Origin of the sequence: Rhodopseudomonas sp. BR0G17, from assembly GCF_010907025.1 — a bacterium.
GTDB lineage: Bacteria > Pseudomonadota > Alphaproteobacteria > Rhizobiales > Xanthobacteraceae > Rhodopseudomonas > Rhodopseudomonas palustris_H.
Map to the genome: position 1 here is coordinate 88,003 of NZ_QUML01000013.1, position 14,178 is coordinate 102,180.

Here is a 14,178-nt window from a genome sequence, read left to right on the forward strand (position 1 = left end):
CCCCCGCGCTTACCCCGTCGATTTCCGCTTTCGTTGTTCACGCCTTAGATAGGCGGCCAGAATTCCGAGGGCCGCCGGCGTCATCCCGTCCAGCCGACCCGCCTGCCCGACGGTGTGGGGTCGATGCCGTTCGAGGCGCGTGCGAGCCTCGTTCGACAGGCCGGGGACCGCGGCATAATCGACATCGGTGAGCCGCAGACTCTCATCCCGACGAAACGCCTCGACGTCCGCAGTCTGCCGCTCCAGATAGACATGATATTTCGCGTCGATCTCGACATGCACGGCTATCGCCGGATCGACCTTGCCGAGCTCCGGCCAGATCGCGCAGACCTGAGACCACTCGATCTCCGGATAGGACAACAGATCGAACGCCGATCGTCTCTGGCCGTCCCGGTTCAGCGCCAGTCCATACTTGGCGGCTTCGTTCGGGGTGATCGACAGCGACTGGGCGAGCGCTTTCGCCGCAGACAGCGCCGCCATTTTATCCTGATGGAAGGCCGCCCGCTCCGTACCGACGCAGCCGATCGCCAGCCCTTTGTCGGTGAGGCGCTGGTCCGCATTGTCGGCTCGAAGGGTCAGGCGATATTCGGCCCGTGAGGTGAACATCCGGTACGGCTCGGTGATGCCACGGGTCACCAGATCGTCGATCATCACGCCGAGATAGCCGTCGGCTCGATCGAACACCGCCAAGTCGCCGCCTCCGGCAGACAATCCGGCGTTGAGACCCGCAACCAAGCCCTGGGCGGCGGCCTCCTCATATCCGGTCGTGCCGTTGATCTGCCCGGCCAGAAACAGCCCGCGCAATCTCTTGGTCTGCAGCGTGGGTTCCAGTTCCCGCGGATCGACGTGGTCGTATTCGATCGCGTAGCCCGGGCGGAACATCTCGGTCCGCTCCAGGCCAGGAATCGTCTTCAGGATCGCACGCTGCACATCTTCGGGCAGCGAGGTCGAAATCCCGTTGGGATAGACCGTCGGATCGTCGAGCCCTTCCGGCTCCAGGAAGATCTGGTGGCCGTCGCGGTCGCCGAATTTGACGATCTTGTCCTCGATCGACGGGCAATAGCGCGGGCCGGTGGACTGAATCTGCCCGGAATACATCGGCGAGCGATGCACATTGGTGCGGATCACCTCGTGGGTGGCTGTCGTGGTCCGGGTGATGCCGCATTCGATCTGCGGCGTGGTGATTGCGGGCGTCAGCACCGAAAATGGCTCCGGCGGATCATCACCGGGCTGCATTTCGACCGCGCTCCAGTCGATCGTCCGGCCGTCCAGACGCGGCGGAGTGCCGGTTTTGAGCCGGCCGAGGGCAAAACCGAGCGCTTCGAACGATCCAGAGAGCCCCATCGCCGGCGCCTCGTCGATCCGGCCTGCCGGCCAGCTTCGCTCGCCGAGGTGAATGAGGCCCCGGAGGAAGGTCCCGGTGGTGATCACGACCGCCGCGGCCGCAAACTCCCGGCCGTCGCCGAGCCGAACGCCGGTCACGCGGCCATTCTGCCAGAGAAGTGCGTCGGCCTCTCCTTCGATGACCGACAAGTTCGGAATGGCCTGGATCGCGGTCTGCATCGCGGCTGCATACAGTTTGCGATCGGCTTGGGCGCGGGGACCACGAACAGCGGGGCCTTTACGGCGGTTCAGCATCCGAAACTGAATGCCGCCAGCGTCGGCGACCCGGCCCATCAGGCCGTCCAAAGCATCGACTTCGCGGACCAGATGGCCTTTGCCCAGTCCTCCGATCGCCGGATTACAGGACATTGCGCCCACGGTGGCAAACCGATGGGTGACCAGAGCGGTAGCCGCGCCGATCCGGGCCGCCGCAGCCGCAGCTTCGCAGCCGGCGTGGCCGCCGCCGATGACGATGACGTCGAAAGAGGTGCGCATGGTGGGGTTGTAGCTCAGCTCCGGGGAGCTTTGAAGGCGAGTCCGCCGACCTTGATACCGGCTAAACCTCACCGGACTGTTTCACGTGAAACAGCAGTGCCGAAATCCCGGTATCGTGGTTAACCAATCGTAACCACCGCCACTGATCGGCGACCGGTGAGCCTATTTGCCGATGCAGAACCGGCTGAAGATCTCACCGAGGACGTCCTCGACGTCGACCCGCCCCAGCAATCGGCCAAGACTGTGAGCCGAAGAGCGGAGTTCTTCGGCGACGATTTCTTCGGCCAGTCCCGACACCAGACTCCGCTCCAGCGATGCCGAAGCTTCGGCAAGCAACAGCCGATGGCGATCCCGCGTGATCAATCCGGCTTCTGCAGACCCAAAATACTGCGCAGCAAATCGCGTCAGCTGGCGCAGCAACTCCGAAAACCCCTCGCCCGTCGCCGCTGAGATCCGGAAAGCGGGCTGTGAGGGGCCGGCTTCTGCCTCGCCGACCGTCAGATCGATCTTATTCCGGACTCGCCAGACTTCCGGACCGCTCACATCCGGATCGGAAGCATCCGTGGCCGTGCTCAGCCACAGCACCAGATCCGCCGAAGCGGCGCGCGCGCGGGCGCGTCGCACCCCCTCCTGCTCGACCGGATCGTCACTGTCTCGCAGTCCTGCGGTATCGATCACCGTCACCGGATAGCCGTCGAGATCGAGTTGGACCTCGATCACATCCCGAGTGGTGCCGGCATGCGGCGACACGATCGCCACCTCGCGGCGGGCGAGACGATTGATCAGAGTGGACTTGCCTACATTCGGTGGCCCGGCGATCGCCACCACCATTCCGTCGCGGAGCTTTTCGCCCCGGCCCTGCTCAGCCAAGACCTCGGCGATCTCTGCGGACAGCTCCGCGATTCTCGCCCGCGCCGGCCCCATCAGCTCATCGGCAACGTCGCCCTCGTCGGAAAAGTCGATCCCCGCTTCGACGAGCGCCAGCGCTTCGATGATCTGGTCGCGCCATCTCCGCGCACGGTCGCCAAGCACCCCGCCGAGCTGGCGCAGCGCCTGACGACGCTGCGCGTCGGTGTCCGCATGGATCAGATCGTCGAGACCTTCGGCTTCCGTTAGGTCGAGCTTGCCGTTTTCGAATCCCCGCCGGGTGAACTCGCCAGGCTCCGCCGGCCGCACACCGTCGAACGCCGAGAGGGTTTTGATCAGCGCCGCCGCCACCGCGCGGCTGCCGTGGATGTGCAATTCGGCGACGTCTTCGCCAGTCGCGGACGCAGGCGCCGGAAACCACACCGCCACGCCGTCATCGATCAACTCGCCATCGCGGGTCCGAAGATCACAGCGCACGGCGCGCCGCGGCGACGGCAGAGATCCGGTCAGCGCTGTCAGCACGTCGCCCGCTCGCGATCCGGAGACTCGCACGATGGCGATTGCCGCCGGCAGCGGTCCGGTCGCAAGGGCGAAGATGGTCTGGTCGCTCGGATGCATGGCGCTTGTCTTGCCGAGGCCCTGTTCCGAACGCAAACAAAAAGGGCGCCCGCTGGGGCGCCCTTGATGGCCGGATATCCAACTCGCTCAGGTGTTCATCGAGTCGAAGAATTCGGAGTTGTTCTTGGTGTTGCGCAGCTTGTCGAGCAGGAACTCGATCGCGTCCATCGTCCCCATCGGGTTGAGGATACGGCGCAGCACGTACATCTTCTTCAACAGCTGCGGATCGGTGATCAGCTCTTCCTTGCGGGTGCCGGAGCGCGAGATGTCGATCGCCGGGAAGGTGCGCTTGTCGGCGACCTTGCGGTCGAGGATCAGCTCCGAGTTGCCGGTGCCCTTGAACTCTTCGAAGATCACTTCGTCCATACGCGAGCCGGTATCGACCAGCGCGGTGGCGATGATGGTGAGCGACCCACCCTCTTCGATGTTACGGGCGGCGCCGAAGAACCGCTTCGGCCGCTGCAGCGCGTTGGCGTCGACACCGCCGGTCAGCACCTTACCCGAAGACGGCACCACCGTGTTGTAGGCGCGGCCGAGACGGGTGATCGAGTCGAGCAGGATGACGACGTCGCGGCCGTGTTCGACCAAGCGCTTGGCCTTTTCGATCACCATCTCGGCGACCTGGACGTGGCGAACTGCCGGTTCGTCGAAAGTCGAGGAGATCACCTCGCCCTTCACCGAGCGCTGCATGTCGGTGACTTCTTCGGGCCGCTCGTCGATCAGCAGCACGATCAGGTAGCACTCGGGGTGATTCGCCGTGATCGAGTGCGCGATGTTCTGCATCAGCACGGTTTTACCGGTGCGCGGCGGCGCGACGATCAGCGCGCGCTGGCCCTTACCAATCGGTGCGACGATATCGATGACGCGTGCCGACAGATCCTTGCGGGTGGGATCGTCGATCTCGAGCCGGAAGCGCTCATCCGGAAACAGCGGCGTCAGATTGTCGAAATTGACCTTGTGCTTCGACTTCTCGGGATCTTCGAAGTTCAGCGAGTTGACCTTGAGCAGCGCGAAGTAGCGTTCGCCTTCCTTCGGGCTGCGGATGTGGCCTTCGATGGTGTCACCGGTGCGCAGGCCGAAGCGGCGGATCTGCGAAGGCGAAACGTAGATGTCGTCCGGGCCTGGAAGGTAATTGGCATCCGGCGATCGCAGAAAGCCGAAACCGTCGGACAGCACCTCGACGACGCCCTCGCCGATGATGTCGGTTTCTTTGGCCGACAGCTGCTTCAGGCAGGCGAACATCAGCTCCTGCTTGCGCATCGTGCTGGCGTTCTCGACCCCGAGCTCTTCCGAAAACGAAACGAGTTCGGCCGGCGTCTTGGCCTTCAGGTCTTGAAGTTTGATTTCCCGCATGGGGGTGGTCCTGTGGAAACGAGACTGGGGATTCGTCAGCGGAAGAAAAAGCGGGAGGAAATAACCGGAGTCCGCAGGTCTTCAGGTCGACGGTGTCTTGAGCAAGGAAGGTGCGGGAGGTTTCAGACCCGATGCGGCGGCCGGTTCAGAAAGGAACCTGATCGCAACCACATTCGCCTGCTTTAGGTGGGACGAATGCCAGTATAGAAAATCCGTTGCGTCCACGCAAGACGATCGACGCCGTACCGTCATCCAGTGCCGTCAGAACGGCTTGACGATCACGAACAGCACCGCCGCGATCATCAGGAGCGTCGGTATCTCATTGATAACGCGATAGAATTTGTGAGATCGGTTATTCCGGTCGGCGGCGAAGTCGCGCACGTAGCGGCCGAGCAGCAGATGAATCACGGTCATCAGCACCACGGCGGCGAGCTTGGCGTGAAACCAGCCCGAGGTGAAATAGCCCTGCTCCCAGGCGATCGCCAAGCCAGCGACCCATGCGACCATCATGGCAGGATTCATGATCGCCCGGTACAGCCGGCGTTCCATGATCTTGAAAGTCTCGGACTGCGTCGATCCGACTTCGGCAGTGCAGTGGTAGACGAACAATCGCGGCATATACAGCATGCCGGCCATCCAGGAGATCACCGCCACCACGTGCAGGGTCTTCACCCACGGATAGACATCCACCCAGTCGATCATTCGATCTTCCATTCCGCTGTGCCGCGAAGCTGCCAGACGATCCGGAACGCAGGACCCGCATCGCGCGTTGATCGAATGCTCGAATGCGGAGATTTCCGCAAGCGCCCGCTTTCTTATCAATATTTATAGATTCTTAAGGTTTGAGTCTAAGTGGCCGTGGATTTGACTCACCCAACGGCATTCCAGAGTTCTTCCGCATCGACCCACATCTTCACAGCCATCCCCAACTGCTCGTCTGTTCGTCGGGCTCTTGCAGGATCAGAGGGTTGCGCCGGATCGTCGCCGCATTACCGAGAGACAAATCCACATTCACCCGCTAACCTCACTGCCATCCCGAAATGCTTCTCTCACCCGACGCCTGTGAAGAAAAAGCCGGGTTATCCCGACCGCGACGGCCGGGGGTCAGCTTTGGTGCGATTCTCGCCCCGTTGTTCACAGGTTACACAGGGCTACGATGCTGACCGACGGCAGCTACTTTCACCTTCATCTGGTCTCGGACTCGACCGGCGAAACTCTGATCACGGTGTCGCGTGCGGTGACGGCGCAATACGCCAACGTCACCCCGGTCGAGCATGTCTATCCGCTGGTGCGCAGCCAGAAGCAGCTCGATCGCGTGCTGCAGGAGATCGAGGAAGCGCCCGGCATCGTCCTGTTCACGCTGCTGGAGACCGAGCTGGTCACCCGGCTCGAGGCGAAGTGCCAGGAGATCAACAGCCCGAGCCTGTCGATCATCGGTCCGGTGATGCAGCTGTTCGAAGCCTATCTGGGCGCGTCGACGATGGGCCGCGTCGGTGCGCAGCACACGCTCAATGCCGAATATTTCCAGCGCATCGATGCGCTGAACTATTCGATGATGCACGACGACGGCCAGCACGTCGAAGGGCTTGAAGAAGCCGACGTGGTTCTGGTCGGTGTGTCGCGCACTTCGAAGACGCCGACCTCGATCTATTTGGCCAATCGCGGCATCCGCACTGCCAATGTGCCGCTGGTCGCCGGCATTCCGATTCCGCATCAGCTCGAGACGCTGAAGAAGCCGCTGGTGGTCAGCCTGCATGCGTCGCCGGAGCGTTTGATCCAGGTGCGGCAGAACCGGCTTCTCAGTCTCGGCGCCGGCACGGGCAATGACTCTTATATTGATCGCCAGGCCGTGACCGACGAAGTGCTGCTGGCGCGCAAGCTCAGCGCCAAATATGGCTGGTCTCTGCTCGACGTTACCCGCCGTTCGATCGAAGAGACTGCCGCAGCGATCATGAAACTGCTTGCTGATCGGCAGCGCCAGAAGGTGCCGGAATGACGCTGTGGCTTGGGCCGCAGCCGCTGGTGCTGGCTTCGCAGAGCCGCGCCCGCCAGACGGTGCTTAGCAACGCCGGAATTCCGTTCGATGCGATTCCGGCCGATATCGATGAGCGAGGCATCGCGGACGCATCTGGCCTCAGTGCGCCGGGGGAGATCGCCGCGCTGTTGGCGCAGCAGAAGGCGGCGTTCGTCAGCAACCATCATCCCGGCCGCCTGGTGCTCGGCGCCGATCAGACGCTGGCGCTCGGCGCGCGTGGTTTCAACAAGCCCGCTGATCGCACCGCCGCTGCCAAGCAGCTCCGCGAACTGGCCGGCCGACGCCATGAATTGCATTCGGCGATTGCTATCGTCCGCAACGGCATCACGTTGTTTGCCGATGTGTCGATCGCGCGGATGACGATGCGGCCGCTCACCGAGGCGGAGATCGACGCTTATCTCGACGTGGTCGGCGACAAGGCCACCACCAGCGTCGGCGCCTATCAGATCGAAGGCCTCGGCGTGCACCTGTTCGACGGCATCCACGGCGATCATTTCACCATCCTGGGTCTGCCGCTGTTGCCGTTGCTCGGTTTTCTGCGTAGCCAGAACCTGCTGGCGGTCTGACGCGCGGGCGACGAACCAAACAACAAGCGAGACGCAGGACCGATCGGGATCGGATCTGAAACGTCTCGCGCGGAAGAAAAAGACGGAGGCAACGGAATGCTGGTGCTCGGACTGACTGGTTCGATCGGGATGGGCAAATCGACCACCGCCAAGCTGTTCGCGGAAGCCGGTGTGCCGGTCTACGACGCCGACGCCACCGTGCATAAGATCTACGAAAACGAAGCCGTGCCGGCGATCGAAGCGGCATTTCCCGGCACCACGGTCGGCGGCAAAGTCGATCGCGCGCTGTTGTCGGCGAAGGTCGTTCATGATCCGGCCGCGATGAAGCGGCTCGAAGGAATTGTGCACCCGATGCTGCGCGCTCATCACCAACAGTTTCTCGACGATGCCGAATCATCGGGCGCGCCGGTCGCGGTGGTCGATGTGCCGCTGTTGTTTGAAACCGGCGGCGAAAAGCGCGTGGATGCGGTGGTGGTGGTGACGACCTCGCCGCAGGTGCAGCGCGAACGGATTCTCGCCCGCGACAACATGACCCCTGAAAAACTCGATGCGATTCTGGCCCGCCAGATGCCCGATGCCGAGAAGCGCAAGCGCGCGGATTTCGTGGTGGATACCTCCAACGGACTCGACCCGGTGCGGCTTCAGATCCGCGAAATCCTCGAGGCCGCTGCTAAAATACCGCGCCGGCGCGACTGATTCGCGCGGCCACCAAGACAGCCTGATCAGAACCGATGCGTGAGATCGTCCTCGATACCGAAACCACCGGCCTCGATCCGCTGCGCGGCGATCGGCTGGTCGAAATCGGCTGCGTCGAGATCTTCAACCGGATGCCGACCGGCCGCACCTATCATCGCTATCTCAATCCCGAACGGGACATGCCGGCTGAAGCCTTTGCGGTGCATGGGCTGTCGAGCGAATTCCTCGCCGACAAGCCGCTGTTCGCGCATGTGGCGGATGAGTTTCTCGAATTCATCGGCGATGCGCCGCTGGTGATTCACAACGCCTCGTTCGACATCGGCTTCATCAATGCGGAGCTGTCACGGCTGTCGCGCGCGCCGGTGCCGCGCGATCGCCTGGTCGACACCCTGCTGCTCGCCCGCCGCAAGCATCCGGGCGTGTCGAACCGGCTCGACGATCTGTGCTCGCGTTACGCGATCGACAATTCGCGCCGGACCAAACACGGCGCATTGCTCGACGCCGAGCTGTTGGCCGAAGTCTATATCGACTTGATTGGTGCCCGGCAGTCGCAGCTCATTCTGGCCGATGTGCCAGCCGAGGTGGTCGGAGCTGCCAGCGAGAACCGTCGCCGCCAGCGACCCGCGCCGCTGCCGAACCGGCTGACCGACGCCGACCTCGAAGCCCACCGCGCCTTCATCGCCACCATGGGCGACAAGGCGATCTGGCCGGACTATCTGGCCGCCGGCGCCTGACCATTTGTCTTCCCGAAACGACAATGCCCGGCGCGTCGGCCGGGCATTGCAGAAAGTCGTGAGCGTGAGCGGCGAGCGGATCAGCTCGGCTGGCCCTGCTGCTGGGCGCGCTCGAGGTTCTGGCGATACAGGCCGATGAAATCGACCGGGTCGAGCATCAGCGGCGGGAACCCGCCGTCGCGCACGGCGCTGGCGATGATCTCGCGGGCAAACGGGAACAGCAGCCGCGGGCATTCGATCATGATTAGCGGATGCAGGTTCTCCTGCGGCACGTTCAGCACCCGGAACACGCCCGCATAGGCCAGCTCGAAGCTGAACAGCACGCTGCTGCCGGATTCGGCCTTGCCTTCGATCGACAGCGTCACTTCGTATTCGTTCTCGCCGACGTTGTTGGCGCCGACATTGATCTGAATGTTGATCGCGGGCTGCTGCTGCTGCGGGGCGAGCGACGCCGGGGCGTTCGGGTTCTCGAACGACAGATCCTTGGTGTACTGCGCCAGCACATTGAGTTGCGGAGGAGCACCCTCGGGAGGCGTGCCGTTACCGTTGGTCATCGATGGTTCTCCTGGAAGCGGATTTGGATGGCGGCCGCCGACTTGCAGAGGGCGTCGCAACAATGGGCAGGTGCTTTGGCGAGTGGCTATCATACGCCCCCGGCGTTCCACAAGGTAGACAGAGGCTGCGGCCGCAGCCCGGCAGGCGGGTGCTGGATACCGCGCCCACAGCCTAAAGGTCCCGGGACGGCCCGCCGAAACCTCTCCTTAACCGCCCACCGGCCAGGTTTTCGGGCCTCTCACCGGTTTCCGGCGGGGCGCGAAGCGCGTAAGCTCGCCGGGCCACAGCTCCCAAGATCGCTGTGTGGGGGTTGCCAACCCCACCGGCTGTGCCAAAACGCGCCATTGGCGCGCCGCGGTTGATGCCTACATGGTGCAAACCGGCTCTCTGCCGCGTTGGCGTCGCGAGGCCGGAGACCAAAGCGCGCCGGCAGGCCCCGGCCCGATCAGAAAGTGAATGCGACGTGGATATTTACACCATCATCTTCCTGGCGCTCGCGGTGTTCATCTTCCTGCGTCTGCGCAACGTGCTCGGCCAGCGCACCGGCAGCGAACGGCCGCCGTTCGATCGCGCTGCCGCGCGGGACATGATTCCCGGCAAGCAGGACACCAACGTGATCTCGATGCCCGGCACCGTGATCGACCAGGCGCCGATGGCGCCGAACGCGGACGTGGTGCCGCCCTCCGATCGCTGGAAGGGCATCGCCGAGCCGGACTCTGAACTTGAGCACGGCCTCAACGCCATCGCCCAGAACGATTCCTCGTTCGACGCGCAGCACTTCATCGCCGGCGCCAAGAGCGCTTATGAGATGATCGTGATGGCGTTCGCCAATGGCGACCGCCGCTCGCTGCGGGATCTGCTGTCCAGCGAGGTCTATGAGAGCTTCGATGCGGCGATCAAGGATCGCGAGAAGAACGACCTGAAGGTCGAGACCCGCTTCGTGTCGATCGAGAAGGCCGAGCTGATCAGTGCCGAGCTGCGCGATCGCACCGCGATGCTGACGCTGAAGTTCGTGTCGCAGATGATCTCGGCGACCCGCGACAAGACAGGCGCGGTGGTCGACGGCTCGCCCGACAAGGTCGCCGACATCACCGACGTCTGGACCTTCGCCCGCGACACGAGCTCGCGCGATCCGAACTGGAAGCTGGTTGGGACCGGCAGCGGCAGCTGACGCACGCGGCGCGCGCCGCGCCGCCCTGGCCGGCTGCGTTCTCGCAGCCGCGCTATTGTCTGCGCCGAGTGAGGCGGACGCGCGCAGCCGGCATCACCATTCTGGCGCCCGATCCGTCTCGAAATTCGCCGAGCATCACGCAAAGTATCGGAATCCGCTGTGGCCGCTGGAAATCCCGGGCGGCCAATATCTGCCGGTCGCCTGGTCGGACGTCCCTGGTTGGGACGCCGACGATCAGCTCGCCGCCCTGAAAACCTTCCGCGTCAGTTGCCGGCCAATCCTGGCGGCGGGCCGAGCGCCCTCGATCGACAAGCCGCTTGGCGGCTCGTTGTGGGAGCCGTGTCATGCGGCGCGCTCGGCGCACGTCACCACCGCGGCCGAGGCTCGCGCGTTCTTCGAACAGCATTTTGTGCCGCTGCAGATCTCCCGTCTCGGCGAGCCGCTCGGCTTCGTCACCGGTTATTACGAGCCGGTGATCGAAGGCTCGCCGGTCAAGACCGACGACTACACCGTGCCGGTGTATCGCCGCCCCTCGAACCTGTTCGTCCGCGGCTACAAGCAGGATGCGGCCCTGCCTAATGGCGGGCCGGTGTTTCGCAAGATCGGCCGGCGCAAGCTGGTGCCGTATTACGACCGCGGAGAAATCGAAGACGGCGCGATCGACGGCCGGGGTCTGGAGATCTGCTGGCTGAAAAGCCAGACCGATCTGCTGTTCGCACAGATCCAGGGGTCGGCGCGGATCAAACTGCCCGACGGACGGGTGATTCGAATCAATTACGACGCCCACAATGGTTTCCCCTACACGCCGGTCGGTCGCATCCTGATCGAGCGCGGCATCATCCCGCGCGAAGAGATGTCGATGCACCGCATCCGCGATTGGATGGATGCCAATCCCGAGGGCGCCAAGGAGCTGCGGCGGGCGAACCGCTCGTACGTGTTCTTCCGTAAGGTCGAGCTGAAGGACGACGATGAAGCGATCGGCGCCCAAGGCGTGCCGCTGACCCCAGGCCGCTCGATCGCTGTCGACAAGGGGCTGCATGTCTACGGCACGCCGTTCTTCATTACGGGCGAGCTGCCGATCGATTCCCCGACCGCGAAGACAGCGTTTCGGCGGTTGATGATCGGCCAGGACACCGGCTCGGCGATCGTCGGCCCGGCGCGGGCCGACCTGTATTTCGGCGCCGGGGCCGAGGCAGGTGCAGTGGCAGGACGGATTCGGCATCCGATCGCGTTCGCCATGCTGGTGCCGAAGAGCCTCGATCCGGTTGCGCGCGCCCGCAGTCTGCCGGTGCCCGAGCCGCGGCCGCCTGCCAAAACCAACAAACCCGCAGCGACGCCGTCGAAGTCCGGTGGTAAAGACGGAGCCACGACTGTCCCGACACCGGATAGCCGGCCGGCTGCGGCGCCGTCACGGCCGCCGGCTCAACGGCATCGCTCCCACCACTCGCGGCACCATCGCTACCTGCGCTGATCTCGATGAAACGCATCATCCCGCCGCTCGACCCGCCGATGTCGCGCCGCAAGCGCAGCCTGACCGAGGACGAGCGGGCGCTGTGGGATGGCGTGGCCCGTCAGATCAAGCCGCTGCGCGGCCGGCCGCGGCTGATCAAGGTCGAGATTGCCGATCCGCAGGTCCCTGCACCCGCGATCAAGTCGGCGCCGGTGGCGCCGCCGCAGCCGCTCAAGCGTGCCGCGAAACCATCGCCCCCAACTGCCCCCCCGCCGCTCGCCACGCTGGGCCGCCGCGAACGGGCGCATCTGTCGCGTGGCCGCAAGGACATCGACGCGCGGATCGATCTGCACGGCATGACCCAGGCGCGCGCGCATCACGCGCTGCTGTATTTCCTGCAGCGCGCCAGTCATGACGGGCTCGGCTTCGTGCTGGTGATCACCGGCAAGGGCAAGAGCGGCGACACCGAACGCGGCATCCTTCGCCGCCAGGTGCCGCAGTGGCTCGCCCTCCCTGAATTCCGCGCCTATGTGGTCGGCTTTGACGAAGCCCACATCGGCCACGGCGGCGAAGGCGCGTTGTACGTGCGGGTGAGACGAGCGCGCGGTTAGTTCACCGGCCCATCAGCAACACCCACCGTCATCACCCGCGAATGCGGGTGATCCAGTAGTCCAGAGCGGGTGTTACTTAGCCACAGAAGCTCTGCGATACTGGGTCGCTCGGTCAAGCCGGGCGATGACCTTGGAAGGTGGGGCGGTGGCCCATGATGAGCCGCGACGGATCAGTACTTCACGCCCGTCATTGCCGGGCTTGACCCGGCAATCCATCATCTCACGAGAACGATGGATGCGCGGGTCAAGCCCGCGCATGACGTTTGTTGGCGTAGCTGCGGTCGGTGAACAAACGAAGTGCCTTATGGCCAACTACAAAATAAACCGGCTCAGATCGGTGTTCTTGGCCAGATCCCCGACATTGGTCTTCACGTAGTCCGCATCGACCTGGAAGGTCTCGCCGTGACGGTCGGGGGCGACGAAGGAGATCTCGTCGAGCACGCGCTCCATCACGGTCTGCAGTCGGCGCGCGCCGATGTTTTCGACGGTGGAGTTCACCGCGACCGCGACATCGGCCAGCGCGTCGATGGCGTCGTCGGAGAAGTCCAGCGTCACGCCCTCGGTCTTCATCAGCGCCACATACTGCTTGATCAGCGAGGCTTCCGGCTCGGTCAGGATCCGGCGCATGTCGTCGCGGCTCAGCGCGTTGAGTTCGACGCGGATCGGCAGTCGGCCCTGCAGTTCGGGCAGCAGGTCGGAGGGCTTGGCGATGTGGAACGCGCCAGAGGCGATAAACAGGATGTGCTCGGTCTTCACCGCGCCGTGCTTGGTCGACACCGTGGTGCCTTCGATCAGCGGCAACAGATCGCGCTGCACGCCTTCGCGCGAGACTTCGCCGCCGCTGCGGCCGTCGCGTACGCAGATCTTGTCGATCTCGTCCAGGAACACGATGCCGTTGTTCTCGACCGCAGCGATGGCTTCCTGCACCAGCTGATCGGTGTCGAGCAGCTTGTCGGCTTCTTCGTTGACCAGGATCTCGTGCGAGTCGGCCACCGTCAGCCGCCGCTTCTTGGTGCGGCCGCCCATCTTGCCGAAGATGTCGCCGAGCGAGACCGCGCCGATCTGCGCGCCCGGCATGCCGGGAATTTCGAACATCGGCGAGCCTGACCCGGCCTGGGTCTCGATTTCGATTTCCTTGTCGTTGAGCTCGCCGGCCCGCAGCTTCTTGCGGAACGAGTCCCGCGTCGCCGGACCCGAGCCGGGCCCGACCAGCGCATCGAGCACGCGCTCTTCGGCGGCAACCTGGGCGCGGGCCTGTACGTCCTTGCGCTTCTTCTCGCGCACCTGCGCGATCGCGACCTCGACCAGATCGCGGATGATCTGTTCGACATCGCGGCCGACATAGCCGACCTCGGTGAACTTGGTCGCCTCGACCTTGAGGAACGGTGCGCCGGCAAGCTTCGCGAGCCGCCGCGCGATCTCGGTTTTGCCGACGCCGGTCGGGCCGATCATCAGAATGTTTTTCGGCAGCACTTCTTCTCGCAAGGACCCTTCGAGCTGCAGCCGCCGCCAGCGGTTGCGGAGCGCGATGGCGACCGCGCGCTTGGCGTCGGCCTGGCCGACGATGAAGCGGTCGAGTTCGGAGACGATTTCACGGGGGGAAAAGTCGGTCATGGGGCCTACGTAAGGTCGGTCGAACGAGGG

13 protein-coding genes are annotated in these 14,178 nt (G+C 64.2%); 7 read left to right on the forward strand and 6 right to left on the reverse strand.

What is annotated here, in order from left to right; all coding sequences use genetic code 11:
• Positions 1-9: 9 nt before the first annotated feature.
• The 4 genes from mnmG to hemJ form a co-directional block, all read right to left on the reverse strand.
• Positions 10-1,878: a tRNA uridine-5-carboxymethylaminomethyl(34) synthesis enzyme MnmG gene (mnmG, locus tag DY467_RS12565; protein WP_164636421.1), complete on the reverse strand. Its 1,869-nt coding sequence runs from the start codon at positions 1,876-1,878 to the stop codon at positions 10-12.
• A 162-nt stretch (positions 1,879-2,040) separates the two neighbouring features.
• Positions 2,041-3,363, reverse strand: a complete 1,323-nt coding sequence (gene mnmE / locus DY467_RS12570; RefSeq protein ID WP_164636423.1) for a tRNA uridine-5-carboxymethylaminomethyl(34) synthesis GTPase MnmE — start codon at positions 3,361-3,363, stop codon at positions 2,041-2,043.
• A gap of 87 nt (positions 3,364-3,450) precedes the next feature.
• Positions 3,451-4,716, reverse strand: coding sequence for a transcription termination factor Rho (gene rho / locus DY467_RS12575; RefSeq protein ID WP_011155864.1), 1,266 nt, complete (start codon positions 4,714-4,716; stop codon positions 3,451-3,453).
• 261 nt (positions 4,717-4,977) lie between these two features.
• Entirely contained in the window at positions 4,978-5,418 is a 441-nt protein-coding gene (gene hemJ / locus DY467_RS12580) for a protoporphyrinogen oxidase HemJ (RefSeq protein ID WP_164636425.1), read from the reverse strand.
• Positions 5,419-5,872: 454 nt separating this feature from the next.
• Here hemJ and DY467_RS12585 point away from each other — a divergent pair, with 454 nt between their 5' ends.
• The 4 genes from DY467_RS12585 to dnaQ all read left to right on the forward strand — a co-directional run bounded on the left by DY467_RS12585 (position 5,873) and on the right by dnaQ (position 8,747).
• On the forward strand, positions 5,873-6,712 hold the full coding sequence (locus tag DY467_RS12585) for a pyruvate, water dikinase regulatory protein (protein ID WP_107342542.1): 840 nt from the start codon (positions 5,873-5,875) through the stop codon (positions 6,710-6,712).
• Positions 6,709-7,317, forward strand: a complete 609-nt coding sequence (locus tag DY467_RS12590; RefSeq protein WP_107353891.1) for a Maf family protein — start codon at positions 6,709-6,711, stop codon at positions 7,315-7,317. Before DY467_RS12585 ends, DY467_RS12590 begins: the two co-directional genes overlap by 4 nt.
• Positions 7,318-7,413: 96 nt before the next feature.
• On the forward strand, positions 7,414-8,013 hold the full coding sequence (gene coaE / locus DY467_RS12595; RefSeq protein ID WP_164636427.1) for a dephospho-CoA kinase: 600 nt from the start codon (positions 7,414-7,416) through the stop codon (positions 8,011-8,013).
• Between the two features lie 35 nt (positions 8,014-8,048).
• Entirely contained in the window at positions 8,049-8,747 is a 699-nt protein-coding gene (gene dnaQ / locus DY467_RS12600) for a DNA polymerase III subunit epsilon (protein ID WP_107342545.1), read from the forward strand.
• Positions 8,748-8,827: 80 nt separating this feature from the next.
• Here dnaQ and secB read toward each other — a convergent pair whose 3' ends face one another.
• A complete protein-coding gene (gene secB / locus DY467_RS12605; protein ID WP_011155870.1) occupies positions 8,828-9,301 on the reverse strand; it encodes a protein-export chaperone SecB in 474 nt (157 codons plus the stop codon).
• 464 nt (positions 9,302-9,765) lie between these two features.
• Between secB and DY467_RS12610 the strand changes: the two genes are divergently transcribed.
• From DY467_RS12610 to DY467_RS12620, 3 genes are read left to right on the forward strand one after another with little or no spacing between them, the layout of a single operon-like run.
• A complete protein-coding gene (locus DY467_RS12610; protein ID WP_164571205.1) occupies positions 9,766-10,473 on the forward strand; it encodes a Tim44/TimA family putative adaptor protein in 708 nt (235 codons plus the stop codon).
• Positions 10,451-11,944, forward strand: a complete 1,494-nt coding sequence (mltA, locus tag DY467_RS12615) for a murein transglycosylase A (protein WP_164636429.1) — start codon at positions 10,451-10,453, stop codon at positions 11,942-11,944. Before DY467_RS12610 ends, mltA begins: the two co-directional genes overlap by 23 nt.
• 5 nt (positions 11,945-11,949) lie before the next feature.
• Complete coding sequence (locus tag DY467_RS12620; protein WP_164636430.1) at positions 11,950-12,534, forward strand: Smr/MutS family protein; 585 nt, start codon at positions 11,950-11,952, stop codon at positions 12,532-12,534.
• A 312-nt stretch (positions 12,535-12,846) separates the two neighbouring features.
• On the opposite strand, the gene hslU is transcribed toward DY467_RS12620, so the two are convergent.
• A complete protein-coding gene (gene hslU, locus DY467_RS12625; protein WP_012494055.1) occupies positions 12,847-14,148 on the reverse strand; it encodes an ATP-dependent protease ATPase subunit HslU in 1,302 nt (433 codons plus the stop codon).
• Positions 14,149-14,178 lie beyond the last annotated feature (30 nt).

Coding starts and splice junctions, on each gene's coding strand:
- mnmG (WP_164636421.1), bottom strand. CDS start 1,878: ATGCGCACCTCTTTCGACGTCATCGTCATCGGCGGCGGCCACGCCGGC.
- mnmE (WP_164636423.1), bottom strand. CDS start 3,363: ATGCATCCGAGCGACCAGACCATCTTCGCCCTTGCGACCGGACCGCTG.
- rho (WP_011155864.1), bottom strand. CDS start 4,716: ATGCGGGAAATCAAACTTCAAGACCTGAAGGCCAAGACGCCGGCCGAA.
- hemJ (WP_164636425.1), bottom strand. CDS start 5,418: ATGATCGACTGGGTGGATGTCTATCCGTGGGTGAAGACCCTGCACGTG.
- DY467_RS12585 (WP_107342542.1), top strand. CDS start 5,873: ATGCTGACCGACGGCAGCTACTTTCACCTTCATCTGGTCTCGGACTCG.
- DY467_RS12590 (WP_107353891.1), top strand. CDS start 6,709: ATGACGCTGTGGCTTGGGCCGCAGCCGCTGGTGCTGGCTTCGCAGAGC.
- coaE (WP_164636427.1), top strand. CDS start 7,414: ATGCTGGTGCTCGGACTGACTGGTTCGATCGGGATGGGCAAATCGACC.
- dnaQ (WP_107342545.1), top strand. CDS start 8,049: ATGCGTGAGATCGTCCTCGATACCGAAACCACCGGCCTCGATCCGCTG.
- secB (WP_011155870.1), bottom strand. CDS start 9,301: ATGACCAACGGTAACGGCACGCCTCCCGAGGGTGCTCCTCCGCAACTC.
- DY467_RS12620 (WP_164636430.1), top strand. CDS start 11,950: ATGAAACGCATCATCCCGCCGCTCGACCCGCCGATGTCGCGCCGCAAG.
- hslU (WP_012494055.1), bottom strand. CDS start 14,148: ATGACCGACTTTTCCCCCCGTGAAATCGTCTCCGAACTCGACCGCTTC.